Here is a 23,204-nt window from a genome sequence, read left to right as displayed (position 1 = left end):
CGCGCGGGCCCGGGCCGACCTCCGCCTCTCAGCCGGCCCCGGCATCAGTCGGTCGTCGATGTCCGTGCCAGGTTCGCGGCGGCTTCGGGGGTCATAGCCGTGCCGCGGTCGAAGGCTTCGCGGAATGCCCGGTCGCCCAAGGCCTTCCTGGTGCGGGACGTAATGCGGTCGACGTCGGTGCGTTCGGGCGGGGGGAGGGGCGCGCCGACGCTGTCGCGGGCGGCGGTGGCGGCGCCGAGGAGGACGGCGGCGCGGAGGGTGCCCGCCGGGGTGAGGGATTCGGCGCCGGCGAGGCCCTCCAGGGAGAGGGCGAAAGCGCGGGGGTCGGCCAGGGTGAAGGCCCGGTCGAGGCCGTGGTGGTGGTGTGCCAAGGCGGCCTCGCGGTCGCCGCGGAGTTCGGCGGTGAAGCCGAGTTCGGCGTAGCGGAGATGGTCGCCGGCCGGGGAGACGAAGCGGTTCAGCATGCCGAGGAGCCGGGCTTCGGCCTCGTCGAACGCGCCGGAGCGGCGCGCGCCCAGGGCGAGACCGGTTTCGGCGGCGGCCTCACCGAAGCGGTAGCCCTGCTCGGCGGCCAACTTTCGGGCCCGTTCGTGGAGTTCGGCGGCGCGCGGCCAGTCCTCGGCGAGCAGGGCGAGGCGGCCGAGGCCGGAGAGGCGCGCGGATACCTCGGCGTGCAGGTTCAGTTCCTCGGCCAGGGCCAGGCCTTGCTGTTGGCGGCGTTCGGCGGTGGCGTAGTCGCCGAGGATCTGCGCGTGCGCGGCCAGGGGCGAGACGGTCTGCAGCTCGCCCCAGCGGTCGCCGAGTTCGCGGAACGCGTCGGCGGCGCGCAGACCGTCGCGGTCGAGAGCGGCCAGGTCGCCGGTGAAGAGCCCGTGCATCGCACGCAGGGCGAGTCCGGCGGCGACGCCCCAACGGTCGCCGGCCACCTCGGACAGCGCCACCGCGGCGTCGTTCAGCTCCGCACTCGCGGACATGTCGTTCGCGCTGAACTCGCCGTACGCGCACAGCCACAACGCCCGGGCCCGGCGGACCGGATCGGGCACTCCGTCGGCCATGTCGTCGGCCATGCCGTCGACAGGCGCAGCAGGTCCCCCGGTCATGCGGGCGAACGCATAGTGCAGTAGGGCGAGTTCGGCATCGTCCGGGGCTGCCTTGCGGGCGGCTTCCAGGCGGCGCCGGGCCTCGGTGAGGCGGCCGCGGAGCAGCCACCACCAGCACAGCGCGGCGGTGAGCCGGGCCGCCTCGGACGGGTCCTCGAGTGCCGTGTCGAGCGCGGCGCGCAGGTTGGCGGCTTCGGCATCGAGTCGGGCAAGCCAGATCTGCTGGTCCGCGCCGCGGAGGTGCGGTTCGGCGGCCGAGGCGAGGGCCCGGTAGTAGTGCAGGTGCCGGGTCTGCGTGTCGGCGGCGTCCGCCATTTCGTGCAGCCGGTCGTGGGCGTAGGCGGCGACCGTTTCGAGCAGCCGGTAGCGCGTCCCGGCGGGGGTGGCGACGACCACGACGAGCGACCGTTCGACGAGCCGGGTCAGCACGTCCAGGACGTCCGCCGACGCCACCCCGTCGCCCGCGCACACCGCCTCGGCCGCGTCGAGGGTGCAGCCGTCGCGGTGGACGGCCAGGCGCCGCAGCACGATGCGTTCGGGTGCGCCGAGGAGTTCCCAGCTCCAGTCGATGACGGCGCGCAGGGTGCGCTGCCGGGCGGGTGCGTCGCGGCGGCCGGACGTGAGCAGCCCGAACCGGTCGCCGAGCCGGTCGGCCAGCCCGCGGACGCCGAGCGCCCGCACCCGGGTCGCGGCGAGTTCGAGGGCGAGCGGGATGCCGTCCAGGCGGGCGCAGATCTCCGCGATCGCGGCCGGGTCGCCGCCGGACGGTCCGAACCCGGGCGCGGCGGCTGCCGCCCGGGCCAGGAACAGGGCTTGGGCTTCCACCGATTCGAGGGGTTCGACGAGCACGACGGCCTCGCCGTGGACCGCGAGCGGCTCCTGGCTGGTGGCCAGGATCCGGACGCCCGGCGCGCCCCGCAGCAGCAGCGCGGCCAACTCCGCGGCGGCGTCGACCACGTGCTCGCAGTTGTCCAGCACGAGCAGCACGGACCGGTCGCGCAATGCCTGCACCAGTCGTTCGGCGGGCGCCGACGGCATGCCGACGCGTGGGGCGCCCGCGGGGGTGTCGTCGCGGATGCCGAGGACGGCGGCGACTTCGGCGGCCAGGTCGGCGGCATCGCCGTACCGGCCGGCGAGTTCGACGAACCGGACGCTGTCCGGAAGCGGCGAAGCCGCGGCGGCCGGGTCGATCCGGCGCCGGGCCGCGGCGATCGCCAGCCGCGTCTTCCCGACACCGCCGGGGCCGGTCAGCGTCACCAGGCGTGCCTCGTCCATGCACCGGGCGACGTGCGCGAGCACCGCGTCGCGGCCGATCAGCGGGGTGAGGTCGGCCGGGAGGTTGGAGCTGATCGGGGCGGGGTCCGGGGCGGGGTCCAGGGTAACCACGGGCGCAGCCGCGGTGCCGGCGTCCGTCCGCTCCGCCCGCACGTCCAACGCCGGATCCTGCCGCAGGATCGCCTCGTGCAGCGCCGCCAGCGCGGGGCTCGGGTCGAGGCCCAGGTCGTCGGCCAGTCGGCTGCGCAGGTCGGCGTAGGACGCCAACGCCTCGCTCTGCCGCCCGGCCCGGTAGAGCGCCCGCAGGTGCACGGCGCGCAGGCGTTCGCGCAGCGGGTGCCGGGCCACCAGGTCGGCGAGTTCGCCGGTGAGGAGCGGGTCGTCGCCCGCGGCGAGGCGGGCTTCGGCGTGTTCTTCGAGGACGGCGAGGCGCTGTTCGTCGAGGCGGTCGGCCGCGGTGCGCGCGAACGTCTCGTCGGCGAAGTCCGCGTAGGCCGGTCCGCGCCACAGGTCCAGTGCGTCGGCGAGCCGGGCGGCGCGTTCCGCGGGGTCGCCGACGGCGCGGGCCTCGGCGACCAGGGCCAGGAACCGCACGGCGTCCACCTCGGCCGCCTCCGCGCCGTCGGCGAGGTCGAGCCGGTAGCCGGGGCCCTGCCGCGGCACCCGGTCCCGGCCGATCGCGCGGCGCAGCTGCGACACCTTGGCCTGGAGCGCGTTGGCCGGGTTGCCGGGCGGTTCGTCGCCCCACAGGTCGTCGACCAGCCGGTCCGCGGAGACCACCCGGCCTTCCCGGACGAGCAGGGCGGCGAGCAGCGCGCGGACCTTCGCCTCGGGGACCTTCACCGGCTCCCCGGCGGCGTCCCACACCGCCAGTGGCCCGAGCACCCCGAAACGCATGGCTGAACGCTACACAGCGCCTTACGGCGCACCGTCAGCGGATCATCAGCCGACCCGAAGCGCCCTCGGCCAGAGTCGTTCCCGTCGGAAGCACGGCACACCGGAACGAAGCGGTCGAAGGGAGCACACCGTGCCGAAGTACACGGGCCGGAACGCGGTCGTCGTCGGCGGTACCACGGGCGTCGGCCTTGCGATCGCCAAGCGCCTGGTCGAGGGCGGTGCCCAGGTCCTGGTGACCGCCGACGGGGCGCACGGGTTCGCGGATGCCGCAGGCCGGCTGGGCAGCGCGGCGTCGCTGGTGGCCTGCGACCTGTCCGCCGCCGACGCCGCGAACGCCTCGGACGCCGCCGCGGCGCTGGCCGCCGAAGCGCAGCGCGTCTTCGGCACGGTCGACATGCTGTTCGTCGGCGCCGAGCCCCCCGCCGCGCAGGGCGCGCTCGACGGGTGTGCCTCCACCGCGAAGGGCGCCTACCTGGCCGCCCAGGCGCTGGCGCCGCTGCTCGCCGACGACGGCGCCGTCGTCTTCACCACGATCGCGGCGGACGCCTGCCGCCCCGGCATGCCCGATGCGGGCGTGCACGCCATGACGGCGTCGGCCGTCCACGCCTTCGCCCGGGTGCTCGCGGTCGAACTCGCGGACCGCGGCGTCCGCGTCAACGCCGTCGCACCCGGCGCCATCGACATGCCCCTGGCCCGGAACCTCCGGTCCGGCACCGCACCGCTCGGCCGGCGCGGATCCGTAGACGACGTCGCCCGCGCCGCGCTCTTCCTCGCCGCGGACGCGACGTTCACCACCGGCACGGTGCTCGCCGTCGACGGCGGCCTCGGATCCGACAGCCGCCCGGGCCTCCGGCCCTAGCACACCTCTCTTTTCTCACGAACAGGACGCTTCGCCATGTCTGCCACCGCATCCGGGATACCCCGGCAAGCAGCTCCTCCGCCGGCGAGCACCGACCGGCTTCCGCTCCCCGCCCTGCTGGCTTTGGCCACCGCCGTTTTCGTCACCAGCCTCACCGAGACGCTGCCCGCCGGGCTCCTCCCCGCGATGAGCGCCGACCTCGGCGTCGGCGAGTCCGCGGCCGGACAGACCGTGACCGTCTACGCCGTCGGCACCGCCCTCACCGCGATCCCGCTCACCGCCGCCACCGCCCGCTGGTCGCGCAAGCGGCTGCTGCTCACCGCGATGGCCGGGTTCGCGGCCGCCAACACGGTCACCGCGCTGTCGTCGGCGTACGCGCTGACCATGGCGGCCCGCTTCGTCGCGGGCGTCGCCGCCGGTCTCGCGTGGGCGCTGCTCGCCGGATACGCCCGGCGCTTGGCCCCGCCGCACCTCGAAGGCCGGGCCGTCGCCGTGGCGATGGCCGGCATCCCCCTCGCGCTGTCGCTCGGCGTCCCGGCCGGGACGTTCCTCGGACACGCCGTGAATTGGCAGACCGCGTTCCTGATCATGACCGGCCTGACCCTGCTGCTGCTCGCCTGGATCGCCGTCCTCGTGCCCGACCAGCCGGGCAGCGAGCGCGCCGCGGGAACACCCCTGCGGGCCGTGCTGCGGGTGCCCGGTGTGCTGCCGGTGCTGGCCGTCACGCTCGTGTTCGTCCTCGCCCACACGATCCTCTACACCTACATCGCCACGCTCCTCGACGACCTCGGCCTCGGCTCGTCGACGGACACGGTGCTCCTGGTGTTCGGCGCGGCGTCACTGCTCGCGATCTGGGTGGTGGGCGCGCTCATCCACCGCCGGCTCCGGGCGCTGATGGTGGCGAGCACGCTGCTCGTCGCGGTCGCCGCGACCGGCCTCGCGCTGTGGGCCGACAGCACCCCCGTCGTCTACGCCGCGGCCGCCCTGTGGGGCCTCGGCTGGGGCGGCGTACCGACCCTGCTGCAGACCGCCGCGGGCGACGCGGCCGGGGACGCCGCCGACGCGGCACAGGCCGCCCTGGTCACGCTGTGGAACGCGGCGATGGCCGCCGGGGGCCTGCTCGGCGGGCTCCTCTACAACCTGATCGGGGCGGACGCGTTCGCATGGAGCGCGCTCCTGCTGCTCGTACCGGTGCTCGCCGTGGTGGCGGCTGCCCGGCGGCACGGATTCCCGGGCGATCGCGGCACGGCGTCCTGAACGTCCGTCCTCCCCTCATTTCCCGAAGCGCCAGGCACCAGGCACCCGGCACCCCTAACGCCCAATTCACCATGCCCGAAAGGACCTCCGTCATGACCATCAACCCCGTCCCCGCCGCCTCCGCCGCCCGCGACCTGTTCGGCCCCGCCCGCCTGGGCCCGCTCGACCTGCCGAACCGCCTGGTGATGGCCCCGATGACCCGCAACCGGGCCGCGGACGACGGAACGCCGCTGCCGGTCATGGCCGAGTACTACGCGCAGCGGGCCGGCGCCGGGCTGATCATCGCCGAGGCCACGACGCCCAACGCGGTCGGCGCGACGTACCCGAACATCCCCGCCATCTACCGCGATACGCACGTCGAGGGCTGGCGGGCGGTGACGGATACCGTGCACGCCGCGGGCGGGCGGATGTTCCTGCAACTGCAGCACGGCGGCCGGATCGGACACCCGGAGACGAGCGGACTACACCCCGTCGCGCCGTCGCCGGTGCCGTTCCCCGACGCGATGCACACGCCGTCCGGGTCGCGCCCGCCGGTTGTGCCGCGCGAAATGACCGTCGAGGAAATCCGGTCCACGGTGCAGGACTTCGCGAACGCCGCCCGCAACGCGGTGGCCGCGGGCTTCGCCGGTGTCGAGGTGCACGCCGCGAACGGGTACCTGCTCCACCAGTTCCTCGGCCAGGGCACCAACCGGCGCACCGACGCGTACGGCGGCCCGGTCGCCCACCGCATCCGGTTCCCCGTCGAGGTGGTCCGCGCCGTCGTCGACGCGATCGGCGCCGAGCGGGTCGGCGTCCGCATCGCCCCCGGCGTCACCGCGAACGCGATGGCGGAAGGCGACACCGAGGCGATCTACCCGGAACTCGTCGCCGCGCTCGCCGAGATCGGCCCGGCGTACTTGCACGTCGTGTTCGCCGACCCCGACCAGCCGCTGTTCCGGGAACTCCGCGCGGCCTGGACCGGCGTACTGATCGCCAACCCCGTGCTGGGCTGGGGCGGCCCGCTGCCCGAGGACGGCGGCAAGGCCGCCGCCGAACGCCTGCTCGCCGCGGGCGCCGACCTGATCGCGCTGGGCCGGCCGTTCCTCGCCAACCCGGACCTCGTGGACCGGCTGCGCAGCGGAGCCCCGGTCAACCAGGTGCGCGACCACGGGCTGATGTACACCGGAGGGGCGGAGGGCTACACGGACTACCCGACGCTGGACCACGCCGGCCTCGCTCCTGCCGGAGTGTGAACCGCGGTCGGCCTCACGATCCGCCGCGCCCGGCCCCTCGCGGGTGTCCGGGCGCGACGGCGACGCGAGCGGGCGTCACCCGGGGCGGGTGGCGCCCGCTCGCCGTGCCGTGGGCTCGGGGGTCGCGGGGTCGGGTCGCGGGGGTCGCGGGGGTCGCGGGGGTCGCGGGGTCAGAACGTCCAGCGGGTGTGGGTGTAGACGCCGTTCTCGCGGCCGAAGCCGTAGGCCGTGGCGGGGGCGACCCCGAACACGACGGCTTGGCCCGTGCGGAAGGCGTCCCCGATGCCGTGGAACGTACCTTCGGGAGAGGTGATGTGCGGGCCGTACTTGGCCTCGAACGCGCGGATCACCGCTTCCAGCAGCGCGGGGTCGTCGACCTGCGCCGCGGCGCCTTCGACGACGACGTCGCGGCCCTCGGTGAGGGCGTTGCCGGCGGTGAGCAGCGCGCAGTGCCGGTTGTGGGCGAGGTTCTTCGCCTTCTGTTCTTCAGGGCCGGTGGAGAAGTACAGCGTCCCGTCGTGCCAGACGGCGATCACCGGGGTGATGTGCGGTCGGCCGTCCGGGCGGACCGTGACGACCTGGAGGATCTCGGCGTCCTGCGTCTGGCGCCGCGCGTCGTCCCAAGCGGCCGCGGTGGCTTTCTCGGCACCCGGGCGCGGGTTGACCGCGGAGCTGTAGCGGGCGTCCAGCTCGGTCGTGGGGTGGGCGGGCATGAGGGTCCTTCCTGGTCGGTTTCCGGTCCGTTTTCCTGTCCGGTTTCCTATAGACCGAGGGGAGGCGCCCGAATCATCGGTGGTTCTCCGCCGAGATTCGCCCGCGCGGCCGCTGCCCGGCCCTCGTCCGGCGGCCACCTTGCCCTGTGGGTCAGCGGCCTGCTGCGGCGCCACGCATTCGGCGGCGCCAAGGGATACGGACAGAGCCGCAAGTTCGTCATCGAGGTGTTCCGGTGCCCGGCGTGCGGCCATCCGGAGCTGTTCGCGAATCAGCCGTTCTGAGGATCGGCGTCCGGAATCGAAGTCGGTACGGAGGGGTTGATGGCGATCGGGACAGCCGTCCCACGCACGCGGGGGCTGCCGTTCTCGCCCTCACCAAGGAGCTGCGCCATGGCCACCACCGTCCTCTTCCACCAGCACGGCGGACCCGACGTCCTCACCCTCGCCGATCTCCCGGTAGGCACGCCCGGCCCCGGCGAACTACGGCTGCGGATCGACGCGATCGGCCTCAACCGCGCCGAAGTCCTGTGGCGCGACGGCAACTACATCGAAACGGTGGCACGGTTCCCCGCCCGCCTGGGCACCGAAGCCGCCGGCACGGTCGACGCCGTCGGCGACGGGGTCACCGGTTTCGCACCCGGGCAAGCCGTCAGCGTCATCCCGGCGTTCTCCCAGAACGACTACGCGGTCTACGCCGACCACGCCCTTGTCCCGGCGTCCGCCGTGATCCCCCGACCCGACACCGTCGGTGCCGTCGACGGTGCCGCCGTGTGGATGCCGTACCTCACCGCCTACGGCGCGCTCGCCGGCACGCTGGCTCCGGGCGACACCCTGGTCGTCACCGCGGCGTCCAGCAGCGTCGGCCTCGCCGCGCTGCGCGTCGCCCGCCGCCTCGGCGCGACCCCCATCGCCGTCACCCGCACCGACGCCAAGAAGGCGACCCTGCTGGCTCACGGTGCCGCGCACGTCATCACCACCGACACGCAGGACGTCGCCGCGGCGATCCTCGACCTCACCCACGGCCGCGGCACCGACCACACGTTCGACGCGGTCGCCGGTCCGGGCGTCACGGACCTCGCCCGCGCCACCGCCCCCGGCGGCAGCGTCATCGTCTACGGGGCGCTCAGCGGCCGGCCCACGCCGTTCCCCGGCATCGACCTCGGCCTACCCGCGCTCACCCTGCGCACCTTCACCGTCCACGAAATCACCCGCGACCCCGAACTCCTCCGCCGCGCCCACGCCTTCGTCACCGAAGGCCTCCGCGCCGGGGACTTCCAGGCCGTCGTCGACCGCACCTTCCCCCTCACGGCCATCGCCGACGCCCACCGCCACCTCGAATCCGGCACCCAGATAGGCAAGATCGTCGCCACAGTCGACCACTGACCCGCACAACGGCCGCCGCCCGTTCCCGGGCGGCGGCCGCCACACCCCAAATCCGCGCTACTCCTCGTCGGGCACGCCCGGTACCCGCATCATCCGGAACTCGGCCTCGCGCAGGAACCCCTCGGCGATCCGCACCCCGGTCAGTCTCTCCGCGAGGGCGAGGACGGCCGCTTTCTCGTCGTACACGTCCAGATCCTGCTCCCCATCGACGTCGCAGCCGAGTGCCCGCATCAGCGGCACCAGCTCATCGGGGGTGGTTCCGTCACGGTCGCAAGGACTCTCGAACCCCATGCGCAACTCGCCGTCCTGGTACCAGAAGAAGAAGTCCATGGGCTTGCCGCCGTTGCCGGAATGCGCCACGACGCGCCGCCCCTCCGACAGGGTTTCCAGGAGCCGCGGCCGCATCGCCATCGCGTCGGTGACAGACACGAGCAGCGACCAGGACCCGCCGTCACCCGACACCGGGACCACACCGACGACATCCACGCCGTCGTACGCCGCCTCGACGATCGGGTCGATCCCCACAGCCATGCCGCACGGTTCCGCCCGCAGAACACCGCGCAACTGCTCAGGCCCGAGGCCATGGACCAGAACCACCGTGTAGCCGACCTCCAACGCCAGGTCGAAGGTCGGCGATTTGCGTATCCAGCCGCATGGCTGGTCGAGCGCTACGGCCCCGACAGCCCAGCGCAGCTCGCCCACCGCGCCGTCTCGCAGGCAGCCGACGGCACAGACCTGGAACTCCCGTCCCGGTCGCTCGAAGTCGCCGCCTATTTCGCCGACGCCCCACGCGGGCCGTTGTTCACCCCGGCCACCGCGTCCGACGTCGAGCAGGCCGAGCGCAAGCTGGGGCGGCCGCTGCCCGAACTGCTCCGCCGCGTCTACACCGAAGTCGGCGACGGCGGCTTCGGCCCCGACTCGGGTATCGCGTCCTTGCGCCGCACCAACCGCGCGCCAGGCCAGACCCACGACTGGCCGTGTGCCGTCCGCGAACGCACCGGCCACGCAGGGGACCGGGAGCCGCCACGGTCGTGGCTCTTCCTTACATACTGCGGCTGCACCGTCGAGACCCACCTGTCGCTGATCGCCATCGACAGCCCGGTACTGGTCTACGACTGCGACTGGTGGGCACCCGAACGAGGCCAAGGCCCGCACGACGCCGTCCACTACGCGATGCCGCTGCGCCGCTGGCTGTCGATCTGGGCCAACGGCGCAAGCGTCTGGGAGCACTTCATGGCGGACGCCCCGCACGTGGCGGACTGAGCCCACGGCTCCTCTCCGTCGTTCGCAATCACGCCCCCGAACACGCGGGCAAGGAAGGGCGCATCGGCTTCTTCCAGTCGGCCGGCGGCATGACCGGGCTGGACGTGCTCCGGCACATGGCCGACCGGTTCGACAGCATGGTGTTCAACCGCCCGATCCTGACCACGCTGTCCGCGGACAACAGCCAGCGACTCGTCCACATGGACGAGTCGGACCCCGTCGACCGCCGGGCGGGCTACGCCCACTCCGGCGGCATCGCCGAAGAGGTCCGGCATCCCCCGCGTCACCTGGTCTTCATCCTCGGCAGTGCCGATCCGCGGATTCCGGACTACTCGGTACGCGTGACCGCAGCGGCTTTCGACGAAGCCCGCTCCGCGTACTACGGCGACAAGGCCAAACCCGGAGGCGGCACCTGGCTCATCGAGCAGCAGGGCAGCGGACACTTCCCCGGCGGGAACGAACAAGCCGTCCTGTCCACCGTCCTCGGGTACCTCGCGGGCCGGACCGAGGCCGCCGCGATCCCCGTCAACACCGGCCCGCCACCCCGCCACCCCGAGATCGCCGTGGTCCCCAACCGCGCGCCGGCGATCTCCCCGGCGCAAGCCACACCCGACCGTGCGGCGGCAGCCGCGGCACGGCTCAACGAGCACAACCGGCGCCCGGCGCCCGCGGCCGCCACCCAGGGCCTCGGCCCGGTCGTGGACCTCGCCCTGCCCAAGACCGGGGAATCACACGCGAACGTCGCCCTCGACCAGCGCATCGCCGACCGCACCGCGAGCGTGGAGCGCCAAGTCCCGGCCCTCGCGCCCAACCTCAACCGGACGAAGCACCTGTGATCCGCCACGCCCGGACGGGTTCGTCGCGACAGGCACAGGAGCGCGGCCATGCCATGAACCGCGACCCGGTGCTGGACGATCAGCGGTTGCGCGACGAGATCCGCTGGTCGGTGTTCGACTGCTGACACCGTCAGGGCGCGGGCGTCTCGGCCGGTACCAGCATCGGGCAGTCCGGCAGCGGAAGTTCGTTGCGCGTGCGGACCCCCGGCAGCCAGCCCTGCGGCGACGCCACGTGATACCAGCGACCGGACGACATGCCGTGCTCGTCGGTGACCAGTTGACCGTCGCGCACCACGCAGTCGGCGTTCAGGACGTCGCCGTGCCACACGTGGGCCACCACGTTCGCCGCGGTGTACCGGGTGTACGGCGAACGGGCCAGCCCCAGAGCACACTCCAGAGTGCGCAGCGGCTGGCAGGCCTCTTCCACGTTGTAGACGGTGAGGGCGATCCCGGACGGCGGCGGTGGCGCTTGGACCGCGGCCTTGCGACCGTGGTCGTTCCCGCCGTGCTGCAGCGCGTCGGCGGCGAGTGCCGCCGGCACGAGCGCGGCGGCAACCGCGGCGACCGCGAACGCAACCCGCATGCGTCCGCCCAGCGCGAGGCGGCGCGCTCCCCCCGTCGGGTGGGAGCGCGCCGCCTCGTCTTCCCGCGCCGCCGCTTGCAGCCGCGCCATCAAGGCCGGAGGCACCGTGATGGTCTCGGCGCCGCGGCGCAGCAGAGCGCCGATCTGCTCGTCGCTTATCCGCTCACGCGGATGGCCGGGCGGCGCCGTAGGACCGTGCTGCCGGGATGCCATGGCTCAATCGTCTCCTTGTCCCTCGGAGTTCCCTGGCCGGACGTGCCACCCTTCCGGCTGCGGAAGCGGATGGGGGTGCGGCTGCGCGGGCAGCGCGGCGGCGGACACGCCGTGCACCTGGCCGCCCGCGCCCCGCACCTCGGCGGCACGTTCCTGCTCGATCAGCGACCGCAGCCGTTCCAGTCCGCGGCGGCGCGTGATGGCCACGGTGCTGCGGTGGGTGCGGATCAGTTGTGCGGCCTCGTCGATCGTGTAGCCCTCCACGTCGACCAGCAGCACCGAGCGCGCCTGCTTGAACGTCAGGCGACGCAGCAGCCGCACCACCTCGACACCGTCCTGGTGTTCCCGCAGCAGGGCATCCTCGCCCGCGGCGGCGTTCGGCAGCCGGCCGTCGCCGGGCCACATGCCGTCGCGGTGCCAGTCGTCGGTCGGCTCACCGGCCGGGAGCTGGCGGCGGTTGCGCCGCCACTGGTCGCGGGCCAGGTTGGCCACGGCGGTGAACGCGTACGCGTACGGCTCCGGGTGGGCCAGGAACCGTTCCGGACGGCGGCCGATCTTCAGGTACGCGTCGTGCACCAGGTCCTGTGCGTGCGCACTGCCACCGGTCAGCAGCATCGCGGCACGGTACAGCCGCGGCAGTATGCCGGCGAAGACCGAGTCGAAGACTTCCCGCCGCCCCTGCGGCCGCGTGCCGACGGACGTGCCCGCCGGGCCCGGCCCGCCCGGCACCGTGGCCAGTTCATCGGCCGTGTCCATGGTGGCCGCCCCCCGCTCCCCGAGTGTGCTGCGCATGCGGTGCGGCGTCCGCGCCGGCACGTGTACGAGCGCGCCTGCGTGCGCCTGGGCGCCTGCGTGTGCAATGGGCCTCACCCTAGAACGCAAAGTGAGCGAAGAGGCACGCACCGTCACCATTGCACGCGAACGAGTGACCGCAGTTAGCCCATTCGTGTGTGACGCACGCCACATGGACGGCGTCGTCATCGGGGCGGGGTTCGGACGTGTACCCCATGTCCGTCACCACGCGAAAGGAAGACGATCATGCGACTGCGCAACCTGGTGATGACCGTGACCGCCAGTGCCGCCCTCGCCTTCGGCGGCGTGCTTGCCGCCGCCCCGGCGCAGGCCGCCCCGGCGACGGCCGCCTGCGAGCATCCGTGCCACTCGCCCGGGCCGGGATGGACGTACATCACCGACTACTTCTGGGCGAGCGCCTGCGCCGACACCGGCAACCAGGGCATCGCGACCCACCGTTGGAACGCCTACCAGTGCACCGGCGGCAGCCCCGTGGAGAACTACGAGCTGTGGGTGCGCTGACCGGGTGAGCCGGACCCCGGCCCGTGGGCGGGCGACTTCGCGCACCGAGGGGGAGCCGCGAGGTCGCGCCTGCGGGCCGGGGTCCGGTCGTTTCCGCTCCCACGCCGCGGACGAGCGGCACGGGCAACTCGACCTGTTGCGCGCCGCAACACCCACTCGTGTCCCGCGTCCCGCCTCCGCGTCAACTACCGCTTTCCGCCCCGCTGCTCTCTCCGCCGCCCGCCGCGTTCGCGGGGTTGAGCGGAGGCGGCGGCGCCTTGTCCGCCCCCGCCCCAGGGAGCGGCGCGGGCACCGGCACCGGCCAATGTCCCAGCGGGGGCAGCCCGCCGTGCCCGGTCCATGCCCACAGTTCGCGTTCGCGGTCCAGTTGCATGATGGTGATGCGCTGCACGACGAGCACGAACAGCAGGGCCGCCACCGCGCTGACGAGGGACGCGGCCACGGACACGTAGCTGTTGTCCCGGAGCGTCGTGAGGCTGTCGGGCCGCGCGAACTCGCCGGCTTCCTCGCCGGCACCCACGAATTCCAGGACGATGCCCAGTTGGAAAACCAGCCACCAAGCCAGGATCAGCGGGACACGCTCCCGGCGGCCCCGTGAATCGCTGCCCTTCCAGATGTCGTTGGCGATGCGCGCCGGGAACCACCAGTTCACGAAGGGGCAGAACCAGCCGGCGATCGACCAGCCGGCGGCCAGGCCCGGCTGGTGCAGACCGAACAGCGCGACGTTGGCGCGCGCCCGGTAGAACCACACCATCGCGACCACGACGGTGATCATGAACCCGAGCACGGCAGGTCCGTACACGTTGTTCGAGAACGTGATCGCGGAGTTCACCGTCTCCAAGTCCTGCTCGGTGATCCCCGGAAATCCCCCGTCTCCGCTGCCGCGGAGGAGGTCGTCCGCCGCCTCCGCGGTCCGCCACCGGGCAATCGCGTTCAGGACGTTCAGCAGCACGTCAACGCCGAGCAGGACCCCCACCGCGATGCCGAGCCCCCGGTTCGCCCGCACCCCGTACAACTGCCAGCCCATGGCCGGCGGAGTCGGAGGCGGCACCGCCCACTTGGTGACCGTGGCGTCCGCCTGCCACCCCGGGGCAGGCCCGCCGGGTCTGTCGCGCGGCGCCTCGCCGTCGTCCGGCATCGCCCACAACTCGGCACCGCAGTTCGTGCAGCGGTCCTCGCGCGTGGAACGCGCCTCACATTCCGAACAGATCAACCAAAGCCCCCACCGGAAATCAGCGGCACGCAGCATCCCCCGCGGCCGGAAAGTGTGCACCGCATCATTCCGCTTCCGACGAAGATCGTCATCACCGAACGGTTGTCGATCACCGAGTCGTTATCCGACCCGATCCGCCCCGGCGCCGCCGACGGAGACACCCGCCGCGGCTCAGACGACGTCCAGAACCGCCTTCCCATGCACCGCGCGGTCGAGAAGAGCGTCGACGCCGTCCGCGGCCTTCTCCCACGAGGCCCGCCAAGTGACATGGGGGTCGAGTTCGCCCGCGGCCACCAACGAGGCCAGGAAGGCGAGGTCGGGGGCGAGGTCGGTGCAGCGCAGGAGGAAGAAGCTGACGATGGCGCGGTCGTGGGCTTCGGGTGCGCCGGAGAAGGCGTGCGCGGGGAAGTGCTCGGGGGCGTCGGTGGCGCGGCCGACGGAGACGAGGGTGCCGTGTTCCGCGAGGCGGGCGTACGCGTCGACGAGCTGGGGACCGCCGACCATGTCCACGACACCGTCGACGAGTCCGGTCAACTCCTCCGGCGCGCGCACGACTTCGTGGGCGCCGAGGGCCTGGAGGCCGGGGGCATGGGTTGCCGGGTCGCCGGTCGAGGCGATCACGTGGGCGCCCGCGCGGCGGGCGAGTTGGACGGCGTAGCGGCCAACGCCCCCGGTGGCGCCGGTGACGAGGACGCGGCGGCCGAGCAGCGGACCGAGGCGGCGGAGGGCCCGCAGGGCGCTGGCGCCGGCGACCGGGACGGTGGCGATGACGCCCAAGTCGGCGTCGGGCGGCACGGTACCGAGCCAGGAGGTGTCGACGGCGCGGAGTTCGGCCCACGCGCCGTCCCACCCGAGGGTGACGACGGGTGTGCCGGCCGGCGGGCCGGAGCCGTCCGCCGCGGCGCGTTCGACGACCCCGGCGGCGTCCCAGCCCGGCACCGACCCGTCCGGGGCTTCGGCGAGGACGTACTTGGCTTCGCCGAAGTTGAGGGACATCGCGCGGACGCGGACGAGGGCCTGGTGCGGAGCCGGTTCGGGGTCCGGGACATCTCCCAGACGCAGGTTCCGGGGGTGGGAGCGGTCGACGAGGAGTGCGCGCATGGCAAGGCCGCCTTTCGTGGGCACCGATTGTGCCACTCAGTGGCAAAAGCCTATCAGCGGCATTCGCTCCTTTGGCTACACTGGCGGCACCATGACTGCCACCGAAGCCGACCGCGCCGCCCCGCAACCGTCCCTGCGCGAACGCAAGAAGCTCCGCACCCGCGAAGCACTGATCGGCACCGCGCTCGACTTGTTCACCGAACGCGGTTTCGAAGGCGCGACGTTGGACGACCTGTGCAACGCGGTCGAGGTCTCCAAGCGCACGTTCTTCCGCACGTTCGCGAGCAAGGAAGACGTCGTCATGGCGCCTACCCAGGACATGTGGACGGCCTTCACCGACGAACTGGAGACCCGCCCCGTCACCGGCGGCGGCACCCTGCTGGCCTTCCTCCAGGATTCGCTGCTCGCCGCCGTCGACCGCATGACCGACGAGGCATGGCCGCGACGCGTCCGACTCAGCCGCCGGCTCGCCGCGAAGAACCCGTCGATGGACGCCCACGGCCTGCAGTTCTGCGACCACACCATCCGCACGTCCCTCACGACACTGCAGCGCAGGCTCACCCTCGAAGACCCGAACGACCCCCGCGCCCGGCTCGCCCTGGACCTCCTCGCCGCCGCCAACCACTGGGCCTTGGAACGCTGGGTCGAAATCCCCGGCGAACCCGACCGCGACACCTTCACCGCCCAACTCCGCACCGCCTTCGCGGCAATCCCGCAGAGCGTGACCGTCACCGCGACGCCGCGCGCCACGGAGTAGTCGACGCGTCCGCAAGGGCCTCGTCAGCGTCGGTCTCTCCTCCGCACCGCACTCCGCCGCGTCTGCGAGACTTGGCGCATGCCGACCGAGTCCGACGCCAGGAGCGTCCAGGCGTCCGGCCGGACGCCCACCGACACCCCGCCCCGCCCCCGCGCGGCGAAGCCGCCGCGCGTGCTGCGGCGGCTGGGCGGCGTCGGGGTCTTCCTCCTGGTCCTTGCCCTGCTCTTCCTGCTGCCGTGGTGGACGCTGTTCGGCTCCGGCACCGACTGGCCGTTCCCCGTCTTCGTGACCGGTACGGTCGTCTTCGTCGGCGCCATGGTCGCCTTCCCGTTCCTGATGTTCACCGGCCATGCCCGGCGCGCGGACGGTGCGGCCCGCATTGCCGACACCACGCTCGGGGTGGCCTGGGTCCTGTTCACCTGGTCGGTGCTCGGCGGCCTCACGCACCTCCTGCTCATCGGTCTCGGCACCGGCGGCGCCGACCGCGCCCGGGTGATCGCCTGCGCTGTCGCCGCGGTCTCGGCCGGGCTGCTGGCGTGGGGCCACTACGAAGCGATGCGCGTACCCCGCGTGCGGCAGCTGGACGTTCCCCTTCCCCGGCTCGGCGCGGGCCTCGACGGAACCCGTGTCGTCGTCCTGGCCGACACCCACTACGGCCCGATCGACCGGGCCGCCTGGTCGGCGCGTGTGACCGAGGCCGTCAACCGGCTCGACGCGGACGTCGTGGTCCACGCCGGCGACATCGCCGACGGCACGCCCACCCAACGCCGCGAGCAGTCCGCACCCCTCGGCGCGGTCCGGGCGCGACTGGCACGGGTGTACGTCACCGGCAACCACGAGTACCTCGGCGAGGCCCAGGGCTGGCTGGACCGCATGACCGACCTCGGCTGGGAGGCCCTGCACAACCGCCACGTCGTCGTCGAACGCGGCGGTGACCGCCTCGTCCTCGCCGGCGTGGACGACGTCACCGCCCACCACTCCGGACTGGCCGGACACCGCACCGACCTGGACGGCGCCCTGGCAGGCGCGGATCCGGACCTCCCGGTCCTGCTCGTCGCCCACCAGCCCAAGTACATCCCCCAGGCCGCCGCCGCGGGCATCGACCTGCAGATCTCCGGACACACCCACGGCGGCCAGATCTGGCCGTTCGGCCTCCTCGTCCGCCTCGACCAGCCGGTGGTCCAGGGCCTGAGCCACCACGGCGAGCGCACCCGGCTCTACACGAGCCGCGGCACCGGCTTCTGGGGCCCGCCCTTCCGCGTCTTCGCCCCGAGCGAGATCACCCTGCTCACCCTGCGCTCGACGACCTGACGGGGCCGAGCACAGTCGGCGCCGCACCGGCCGAGCGGCGCCGTACGCGGCCGCGAACCCGCGGGTGAAGCGGCGCCGTCACAGGGTGGTGACCAGGCCGCCGTCGACGACGAAGTCCGAACCCGTGATGTTCCCGGCCCGCTCCCCCGCCAGGTAGACGACCAGGTCGGCGACTTCCTCCGGCCGGGTGAACCGGCCGGTGACGGCACCGGAGGCGGCCTGTGCCGCGATGTCGTCGGGGGTGTGGCCCGACGCCTCGGCGACCGACGCCGCCACCCCGGAATCACCCAGCCACAAGGCCGTGGCGACCGGGCCGGGGCTGACGGTGTTCACCCGGATGCCCTGCGGACCGACTTCCTTCGACAGCGACTTGGAGAAGTTGAGGAGCGCCGCCTTGGCCGCCGAATAGTCGACGACCAGCGGGTCGGGCAGGAAGGCGTTGACCGAGCAGACCGTCACGATGCTCCCGCTGCCCTGCTGCAGCAGGAACGGCAGCGCGGCCCGGGTCGTGCGGACGGCGGCCAGGAAGTTGACGGTCAGGGTCGCGGCCCAATCGTCGTCGGTCACCGCGAGGAACCCGGCGGTGCGCGGGCGGACCGCGCCGACGTTGTTGACCAGGATGTCCACGCCGCCGCCCGCCTCGGCGGCCACGGCGACCAGCCGGGCCGGGCCGCCCGGTTCGGCCAGGTCCACGGCGAGAGGCACCACCCCGCCGTCGGCGGCGAGGTCCGCCAACTCGTCGGTGACCGAGCGGGATCCGGCGACCACCCGGGCGCCCTCCGCGACGAGCGCGCGGGTCACGGCCAGGCCGATGCCGCGCCCGGCACCCGTGACGACGGCCGTCTTGCCGGTGATTCCGAGATCCATGACCGGGCCCTTTCCGCACATCGGCAATCCACCACGCCCCCGGGTCGGAGCCCGGCCGAAGCCCGGCCCCCACGCGGAAGGACGCGTCCAGGTTGCCCGGATTTCCCGGAACCGAACATGCACGCGGCCGCCGAGGAGGCGTGCCCCTCGGCGGCGACCGCCCGACACGCGGCCCGAGCGCCCGGAGCAACCCCCGTGACGGATCCGATGCATGGGCTTAGCGTGGGCGAAACGCCACCCCATTTGGAGGAACAGCTATGCCGGTGATCACGACGAAGGACGGCACCGAGATCTTCTACAAGGACTGGGGTACCGGCCGGCCGGTCGTGTTCTCGCACGGCTGGCCGCTGAACGCGGACGCCTGGGATCCGCAGGCGCACCTGGTGGCCTCGCACGGCTATCGGGCGATCGCGCACGACCGGCGCGGGCACGGCCGGTCGTCGCAGCCGTGGGACGGCAACTTCATGGACCAGTACGCCGACGATCTCGCCGAACTGATCGAGCACCTCGACCTGCGCGACGCGGTCCTGGTCGGCCACTCCACCGGCGGCGGCGAGGTCGTCCGCTACCTGGCCCGGCACGGCACCGGACGCGTCGCCAAAGCCGTCCTCCTCGGCGCCGTCCCGCCGCTGATGCTGCAGACCGACGCCAACCCCGGCGGCGTCCCGATGGACGCCCTCGACGGTATCCGCGCCGCCATCGCAGGCGACCGCTCGCAGTTCTACAAGGACCTCTCCGAAGCCTTCTACGGCTTCAACCGCCCGGGGGCCGCCGTCTCCCAGGGCAAGCGCGACGAGTTCTGGCTCGGCGGCATGCAGGTCGGCTTCAAAGCGGCCTACGACTGCGTCAAGGCCTTCTCCGAGACCGACTTCACCGACGACCTCCCCAAGATCGACATCCCGGTCCTCGTCGCCCACGGAGACGACGACCAGATGGTCCCCATCAAAACCTCCGGCCTGCGCAGCGCCGAACTGCTGCCGAAGGCCACCCTGCGCGTCTACGAGGGCGCCCCACACGGCCTGAACGGCCCCTTCGAACAGGCCTTCAACACCGACTTGCTGGCGTTCCTCGCCGACTGAGCCCCATCGAGTGATCGGTGGCGGTGCGGCCCTCGCACGGGCTGCACCGCCACCACACAAAACCGGCAGCGGCACTCACCTCGGCTCGCGCGCTATTGCACCGTGATGCTGACCCAGCGGTCCCCCGCTCGGGGTCCGCGGGACCAGCTGATCGTTTCGAACGCGTGCATGCGTCCTTGGAGCAGGGCGAAGCGGGGCAGGGTCACGCCGAACTCGTTGGCAACCGCGCGGAGTACGCGCCGGTGGGTGGCCTCGCATGCGTCCATGGACCGGGCTGATTCGACGGACGCAACCTGCAGCCTGTTCGGGTCGAATGCCTCGGGCAACGTGCCGACGCGGTGTACGAGAGGAGGACGTTGCGGTTCGGTCCCGTGATGCGGTGATTCGACTGTCAGCGCGCCTTCGAGTTCTCCCCCTCGGGCCACCGAGATGTGGAACGAGAACTGCTCGGCCGGTCCCTGCGCCGGCGGTTGACGCCCTGTCGTGCACCAGACCGCGACGGCGCGCCCGTCCGGCGTCGCGAGAGACGCGGGGACCGCAGGGCTGCGGAGGCGGTCGGCGTCCGGGGGCGCGTACTCGTGGGCGAACGCGAAGCTCCATCCGGGGCCGGCGCGCCCTACCGTCATCAAGGCGCGGTCGTCCCACGGGTTTCCGGCCCGCCGGTTTCCCGAATCGGTTCGGCGGTAACGGAGTTCGTGCGCGGTGGCGGGGGCCGCGAGTCCGTCCTGTTCCTCGTGCCCGATCAATTCCACGAGCCGTTCCGGGTCTACGCCTTCCACCAGGACGAGCCGGTAGCCCTCCCTCCACCACCCTTCCCGCGCGGCGAGCCAGTCCAGGCCCGGCGGGTCCAGGTCGGGCACCGGCTCCGGCATCGGGCCGGTGCGGCCGGCGCGCGGCGTGGCCAGCAGCTCCTGGCCGCGTTCGCGTGTGACCACGGGGGCGAGCAGCGGGTCGGCGAGCAGGCCGAGGGGCGCGAGGAGCCCTTCGGCGGGCGGTTCCCAGTGCGGGAGACCGTCGCGGATGAGCCGCCACGCCCCGTCGGTGTCGCCCCACCGGGCGAGTTCGCGGGCGCGGGCGACGAAGGCGCCGAAAGCGCCGTCGGGTTCGTAGACGTAGGTGCCATCGGCGATGCTCGTGGCCAGGTCGCGGACCTCGGCCGGCTGCCGCTGCACCACCTCGTGTGGGGGTGGCCAGCCGCGCTCGAACTGGGCGGCCAGGTAGACGGGGAGGGCCTCGCCGCGATCGGCCGGGGCCAGGGGCGGGTGGTACAGCCCCATCCTGCGGTCACCGGTCAGGAACGCATCCAGCCGAGCCAGCAGTTCGCGTGCTCCGGGTCGGCCGTAGGCCGCTGCCTCGGCAAAGATGTTCGCCGCCCGTTCCCAGCGTCCCGCGTACGCCTCCTCGCGGCCGAACTCCAACGCCGCGTCCAGCGCCTCGGTGGTCTCGTTGACCATCCCATGGTCCGCGGCCAGCGCATGGAACTCCCGGTACCTGTCACGCATGAATGCCCGGAAGGACGCGAAGCGTTCCGCGCCTACGCCCGACCAGCTGTGACAGATGTAGACCGCCCATTCGCCGTCCGGTCCGACGTCACCCGGGTCGAGGACCAGGATCCCGGCGTCCACCTCCAGGCCGAGGCGCACCGCCCGATGCCACATCCCGTGCCGGTGAAGCACCTCCTCGGAGGGCTCCCCGCCTTCCAGCATCCAGTCGTCGAAGCCGGTGTACCGCTCGGCCTCGACCTCGTCCAAGGGCGCCAGTTCGGCCGTGCCGGCCAAGCGCATCACGAAGTTGCCCGCGTTCAGCCAGCCGTCGGTGACCTTCAGGAACGACCGCAGGGACGGCGGCAGCCGGTGCCCGATCCGCGCTTCGGCGGCGGCCAGGCGCTCCTCGTCGGCGCCGGGGAACCCCAGCCAGCGCTGCCGCAGGGCTGTCAGCCCGTCCGCGCCGAGGTACCGGACGCCGTCGGATGCCTGGGCATCCGCCCACTCCTCGCTCCAACGCCGAAGGAAACCAGTCCAGTTGTCACGCTGGTAACGCTCGCCCATGCCCGGGATGCTCGCAGTCACCACCGACATCCCGGAGGCGCCTTGGCGCGCGTCCGGCGCCGGGGTCCCGCAGTGCCACAGTGCCGCAGCACTGCGGCACCCCGGACGAGCTCCCCCGCCGCCCGGAGGCTCCGCAACGAACGGTCGTCCTCCAGACGACGGGGGCACGGCACACGGCCTCCGGCTACGACCGCCGGATCGGCACGATCGACTGCTTGTGGTGGAAGCGGTTCTGCGGGTCCCAGATGGTCTTGGTGCGCTGCAGGCGCGGATAGTTGTCCTTGTAGTACAGGTGCGGGTAGCGCGGGGCCGGGTCCGTGGCGATGCCGAGGTCGACGTCGGGGTAGTTGACGTACGCGCCGTCCGTGGTGCGGTCGTGCTCCGCGTCGCTGATCTCCGGGACACCGTCGGTGTCCGCGTAGACGTCGGTGTAGAAGCCCCGGAGGAAGTCCACGTGCGCCGAGTCCTGCGCCGGGTCGGTCCAATACGACTGGTACTGCAGCTTCATGCACGAGTCCCGCTGCGGCACGGCGGTGGCCTTCGGTGCGACCGCGTTGACGCGGCAGCCGTACGAGTCGATCTGGACCAGCGTCTGGGTCAGGTCCACGCCCGGGTCGTCCCGGGTGAGCCAGGTCCACATCGCGGCGATCTGGTCGTCGGTGAAGGGCTTCCGGTGGTATGCGGACTTGTACTTCCCGCGTTGGTTCGGCCCGGAGCCGTTGAGGGTCTGGGTGGCCTGGAGCCACGGCATCTGGCGGCGCTTCTCCGGCAGCGGCAGGAACGTGCCGCCGACTTCGGACACCTGCATCATCGAGCCGGTGGTCAGACCCGATTCGAGTGCCCGGAGGTAGGCGTCCAGGGGCGCGACGTCCTCGGCGACCCACTGGCTGGAGACGACGACGTTGCCGTTCGTCTTGTGCGGGAGCTTGAGGATGCTGAAGAGCTGGTTGTAGACCTGCTCGTCGGGCCCGCTGTGGGCGGCGAAGAACTCGCCGAAGTTCCGCAGGAGCCGCTCGAAATCGTCCCTGCGGTTCACCAGGTCGGCCCACGGCCAGGCGATGCTGCTCAGCCACATGCGCGGCGGGGGCTTCGGCAGCTCCTCGCTGAAGTAGTAGCGCATGACGACGCCGAAGTTGCCGCCCCCGCCGCCGGTGTGCGCCCAGAACAGGTTGGCGGTGTCCGAGTGTTCGGGGTCCGAGCGGTGCGCCGCGGTCACCTCGACGCGGCCGTCCTTGACCGTGACGACGTCGACCTGGACCAGATAGTCGACGGTGAGCCCGTCGCGGCGGGACATGATTCCGTATCCGCCGCCGCAGATGTGGCCGCCGGCGCCGACCGAGTAGCACGACCCGGCCGGGATCGTCACCCCGAACTTGCGGAACAGCGCGGTGTACACGTCCCAGTTCGTGGCACCCGATTCGACGCAGTAGGCGGATCGGCCGTACTTGTCCTTGGTGCGGTAGACACCCTTCATGCTGCTCACGTCGAGGATGGCGCCACCGGTGTTCTCGACGAAGTCCTCGTAGCAGTGGCCGCCGCTCCGCACCGTCGGCCGCAGGCCGCGCTCCAGCGCCTCGCGTACGGCGGCAACGGCGTTGTCGTCGTCGGTGACGAGCTGGATGTAGCGCGGCTCGCTGGTCCACCGCTGGTTGAACCCCTGGCTGAGGGTCTCGTAGCGCCCGTCCCCGGGCAGCACGTGCAGGCCGCTGTCGTCGACGGGACGGGCCGAGGGGACCCGGACGGGGTCCGCGACCGCCGGCCCGGCGCCCGACGCGCCAAGCGTCACCCCGCCGACGACGGCTCCCGCGGCACTCAGGAGTCCCCGTCGTGACACACCGTTTTGCATGCGCTGCATCTCCTTCGCCCGCCGGAGCCGCGAAGTTCCGGCGAAATCGCGCTCACC

At 72.8% G+C, this 23,204-nt stretch carries 21 protein-coding genes; 11 read left to right on the top strand and 10 right to left on the bottom strand.

Annotated features, from left to right (window positions below; genetic code table 11):
* Positions 1-44 precede the first annotated feature (44 nt).
* Positions 45-3,272: an AfsR/SARP family transcriptional regulator gene (locus tag ACPA54_RS17520; RefSeq protein WP_479729415.1), complete on the bottom strand. Its 3,228-nt coding sequence runs from the start codon at positions 3,270-3,272 to the stop codon at positions 45-47.
* Between the two features lie 130 nt (positions 3,273-3,402).
* Between ACPA54_RS17520 and ACPA54_RS17515 the strand changes: the two genes are divergently transcribed.
* From ACPA54_RS17515 to ACPA54_RS17505, 3 genes are all read left to right on the top strand, one after another.
* Positions 3,403-4,131 (top strand): SDR family oxidoreductase, encoded by a 729-nt coding sequence (locus tag ACPA54_RS17515; RefSeq protein ID WP_423530754.1) that lies wholly within the window; start codon positions 3,403-3,405, stop codon positions 4,129-4,131.
* Between the two features lie 36 nt (positions 4,132-4,167).
* The gene (locus tag ACPA54_RS17510; RefSeq protein ID WP_423530752.1) at positions 4,168-5,388 is read left to right on the top strand and encodes an MFS transporter; all 1,221 of its coding nucleotides are present in this window, start codon (positions 4,168-4,170) and stop codon (positions 5,386-5,388) included.
* Between the two features lie 92 nt (positions 5,389-5,480).
* Entirely contained in the window at positions 5,481-6,620 is a 1,140-nt protein-coding gene (locus ACPA54_RS17505) for an alkene reductase (RefSeq protein ID WP_423530750.1), read from the top strand.
* A gap of 170 nt (positions 6,621-6,790) precedes the next feature.
* On the opposite strand, the gene ACPA54_RS17500 is transcribed toward ACPA54_RS17505, so the two are convergent.
* Entirely contained in the window at positions 6,791-7,333 is a 543-nt protein-coding gene (locus ACPA54_RS17500) for a pyridoxamine 5'-phosphate oxidase family protein (protein WP_423530748.1), read from the bottom strand.
* 390 nt (positions 7,334-7,723) lie between these two features.
* Between ACPA54_RS17500 and ACPA54_RS17495 the strand changes: the two genes are divergently transcribed.
* Positions 7,724-8,716, top strand: coding sequence for a zinc-dependent alcohol dehydrogenase family protein (locus ACPA54_RS17495; RefSeq protein ID WP_423530746.1), 993 nt, complete (start codon positions 7,724-7,726; stop codon positions 8,714-8,716).
* A 57-nt stretch (positions 8,717-8,773) separates the two neighbouring features.
* Here ACPA54_RS17495 and ACPA54_RS17490 read toward each other — a convergent pair whose 3' ends face one another.
* Positions 8,774-9,313: a DUF6461 domain-containing protein gene (locus tag ACPA54_RS17490; RefSeq protein WP_423530744.1), complete on the bottom strand. Its 540-nt coding sequence runs from the start codon at positions 9,311-9,313 to the stop codon at positions 8,774-8,776.
* Here ACPA54_RS17490 and ACPA54_RS17485 point away from each other — a divergent pair.
* The 3 genes from ACPA54_RS17485 (at position 9,299) to ACPA54_RS17475 (ending at position 10,940) form a co-directional block, all read left to right on the top strand.
* On the top strand, positions 9,299-9,979 hold the full coding sequence (locus ACPA54_RS17485; RefSeq protein WP_423530742.1) for an SMI1/KNR4 family protein: 681 nt from the start codon (positions 9,299-9,301) through the stop codon (positions 9,977-9,979). The genes ACPA54_RS17490 and ACPA54_RS17485 overlap by 15 nt on opposite strands.
* Positions 9,980-10,068: 89 nt before the next feature.
* Positions 10,069-10,815 carry a hypothetical protein gene (locus tag ACPA54_RS17480; RefSeq protein ID WP_423530740.1) on the top strand — a complete coding sequence of 249 codons (747 nt, stop codon included), beginning with the start codon at positions 10,069-10,071 and terminating at the stop codon, positions 10,813-10,815.
* Complete coding sequence (locus ACPA54_RS17475) at positions 10,812-10,940, top strand: hypothetical protein (RefSeq protein WP_423530738.1); 129 nt, start codon at positions 10,812-10,814, stop codon at positions 10,938-10,940. The genes ACPA54_RS17480 and ACPA54_RS17475 overlap by 4 nt, the downstream gene beginning before the upstream one ends.
* A gap of 5 nt (positions 10,941-10,945) precedes the next feature.
* Here ACPA54_RS17475 and ACPA54_RS17470 read toward each other — a convergent pair whose 3' ends face one another.
* Both ACPA54_RS17470 and ACPA54_RS17465 read right to left on the bottom strand, forming a co-directional pair.
* On the bottom strand, positions 10,946-11,611 hold the full coding sequence (locus ACPA54_RS17470; RefSeq protein WP_423530736.1) for a hypothetical protein: 666 nt from the start codon (positions 11,609-11,611) through the stop codon (positions 10,946-10,948).
* Between the two features lie 3 nt (positions 11,612-11,614).
* A complete protein-coding gene (locus ACPA54_RS17465) occupies positions 11,615-12,367 on the bottom strand; it encodes an RNA polymerase sigma factor (RefSeq protein ID WP_423530734.1) in 753 nt (250 codons plus the stop codon).
* 282 nt (positions 12,368-12,649) lie between these two features.
* Here ACPA54_RS17465 and ACPA54_RS17460 point away from each other — a divergent pair, with 282 nt between their 5' ends.
* Positions 12,650-12,925: a hypothetical protein gene (locus ACPA54_RS17460; RefSeq protein ID WP_423530732.1), complete on the top strand. Its 276-nt coding sequence runs from the start codon at positions 12,650-12,652 to the stop codon at positions 12,923-12,925.
* Positions 12,926-13,106: 181 nt separating this feature from the next.
* On the opposite strand, the gene ACPA54_RS17455 is transcribed toward ACPA54_RS17460, so the two are convergent.
* Both ACPA54_RS17455 and ACPA54_RS17450 read right to left on the bottom strand, forming a co-directional pair.
* Entirely contained in the window at positions 13,107-14,138 is a 1,032-nt protein-coding gene (locus ACPA54_RS17455; RefSeq protein WP_423530730.1) for a DUF4328 domain-containing protein, read from the bottom strand.
* A 171-nt stretch (positions 14,139-14,309) separates the two neighbouring features.
* The gene (locus ACPA54_RS17450) at positions 14,310-15,239 is read right to left on the bottom strand and encodes a zinc-binding dehydrogenase (protein WP_423530728.1); all 930 of its coding nucleotides are present in this window, start codon (positions 15,237-15,239) and stop codon (positions 14,310-14,312) included.
* 91 nt (positions 15,240-15,330) lie between these two features.
* On the opposite strand from ACPA54_RS17450, the gene ACPA54_RS17445 reads away from it, so the two are divergent.
* Entirely contained in the window at positions 15,331-15,996 is a 666-nt protein-coding gene (locus tag ACPA54_RS17445) for a TetR/AcrR family transcriptional regulator (RefSeq protein WP_423530726.1), read from the top strand.
* A gap of 78 nt (positions 15,997-16,074) precedes the next feature.
* Positions 16,075-17,307 (top strand): metallophosphoesterase, encoded by a 1,233-nt coding sequence (locus tag ACPA54_RS17440; RefSeq protein ID WP_423530724.1) that lies wholly within the window; start codon positions 16,075-16,077, stop codon positions 17,305-17,307.
* A gap of 78 nt (positions 17,308-17,385) precedes the next feature.
* Here the strand turns inward: ACPA54_RS17440 and ACPA54_RS17435 are convergent, their stop codons facing one another.
* Positions 17,386-18,174, bottom strand: coding sequence for an SDR family NAD(P)-dependent oxidoreductase (locus tag ACPA54_RS17435; RefSeq protein WP_423530722.1), 789 nt, complete (start codon positions 18,172-18,174; stop codon positions 17,386-17,388).
* A gap of 257 nt (positions 18,175-18,431) precedes the next feature.
* On the opposite strand from ACPA54_RS17435, the gene ACPA54_RS17430 reads away from it, so the two are divergent.
* Positions 18,432-19,253: an alpha/beta fold hydrolase gene (locus ACPA54_RS17430; protein ID WP_423530720.1), complete on the top strand. Its 822-nt coding sequence runs from the start codon at positions 18,432-18,434 to the stop codon at positions 19,251-19,253.
* A 92-nt stretch (positions 19,254-19,345) separates the two neighbouring features.
* Here ACPA54_RS17430 and ACPA54_RS17425 read toward each other — a convergent pair whose 3' ends face one another.
* Positions 19,346-21,322: an SMI1/KNR4 family protein gene (locus ACPA54_RS17425; RefSeq protein ID WP_423530718.1), complete on the bottom strand. Its 1,977-nt coding sequence runs from the start codon at positions 21,320-21,322 to the stop codon at positions 19,346-19,348.
* A 163-nt stretch (positions 21,323-21,485) separates the two neighbouring features.
* A complete protein-coding gene (locus tag ACPA54_RS17420; protein WP_423530716.1) occupies positions 21,486-23,147 on the bottom strand; it encodes an FAD-binding oxidoreductase in 1,662 nt (553 codons plus the stop codon).
* Between the last annotated feature and the right edge of the window lie 57 nt (positions 23,148-23,204).

The sequence above is a fragment of the Uniformispora flossi genome (genome assembly GCF_049534875.1).
Taxonomy (GTDB): domain Bacteria; phylum Actinomycetota; class Actinomycetes; order Streptomycetales; family Streptomycetaceae; genus Yinghuangia; species Yinghuangia aomiensis.
This window is presented reverse-complemented; position numbering and strand designations above follow the sequence as displayed.

Coding starts and splice junctions, on each gene's coding strand:
- ACPA54_RS17435 (WP_423530722.1), bottom strand. CDS start 18,174: ATGGATCTCGGAATCACCGGCAAGACGGCCGTCGTCACGGGTGCCGGG.
- ACPA54_RS17495 (WP_423530746.1), top strand. CDS start 7,724: ATGGCCACCACCGTCCTCTTCCACCAGCACGGCGGACCCGACGTCCTC.
- ACPA54_RS17510 (WP_423530752.1), top strand. CDS start 4,168: ATGTCTGCCACCGCATCCGGGATACCCCGGCAAGCAGCTCCTCCGCCG.
- ACPA54_RS17485 (WP_423530742.1), top strand. CDS start 9,299: ATGGACCAGAACCACCGTGTAGCCGACCTCCAACGCCAGGTCGAAGGT.
- ACPA54_RS17445 (WP_423530726.1), top strand. CDS start 15,331: ATGACTGCCACCGAAGCCGACCGCGCCGCCCCGCAACCGTCCCTGCGC.
- ACPA54_RS17480 (WP_423530740.1), top strand. CDS start 10,069: ATGACCGGGCTGGACGTGCTCCGGCACATGGCCGACCGGTTCGACAGC.
- ACPA54_RS17420 (WP_423530716.1), bottom strand. CDS start 23,147: ATGCAAAACGGTGTGTCACGACGGGGACTCCTGAGTGCCGCGGGAGCC.
- ACPA54_RS17430 (WP_423530720.1), top strand. CDS start 18,432: ATGCCGGTGATCACGACGAAGGACGGCACCGAGATCTTCTACAAGGAC.
- ACPA54_RS17465 (WP_423530734.1), bottom strand. CDS start 12,367: ATGGACACGGCCGATGAACTGGCCACGGTGCCGGGCGGGCCGGGCCCG.
- ACPA54_RS17505 (WP_423530750.1), top strand. CDS start 5,481: ATGACCATCAACCCCGTCCCCGCCGCCTCCGCCGCCCGCGACCTGTTC.
- ACPA54_RS17440 (WP_423530724.1), top strand. CDS start 16,075: ATGCCGACCGAGTCCGACGCCAGGAGCGTCCAGGCGTCCGGCCGGACG.
- ACPA54_RS17470 (WP_423530736.1), bottom strand. CDS start 11,611: ATGGCATCCCGGCAGCACGGTCCTACGGCGCCGCCCGGCCATCCGCGT.
- ACPA54_RS17460 (WP_423530732.1), top strand. CDS start 12,650: ATGCGACTGCGCAACCTGGTGATGACCGTGACCGCCAGTGCCGCCCTC.
- ACPA54_RS17450 (WP_423530728.1), bottom strand. CDS start 15,239: ATGCGCGCACTCCTCGTCGACCGCTCCCACCCCCGGAACCTGCGTCTG.
- ACPA54_RS17520 (WP_479729415.1), bottom strand. CDS start 3,272: ATGCGTTTCGGGGTGCTCGGGCCACTGGCGGTGTGGGACGCCGCCGGG.
- ACPA54_RS17500 (WP_423530748.1), bottom strand. CDS start 7,333: ATGCCCGCCCACCCCACGACCGAGCTGGACGCCCGCTACAGCTCCGCG.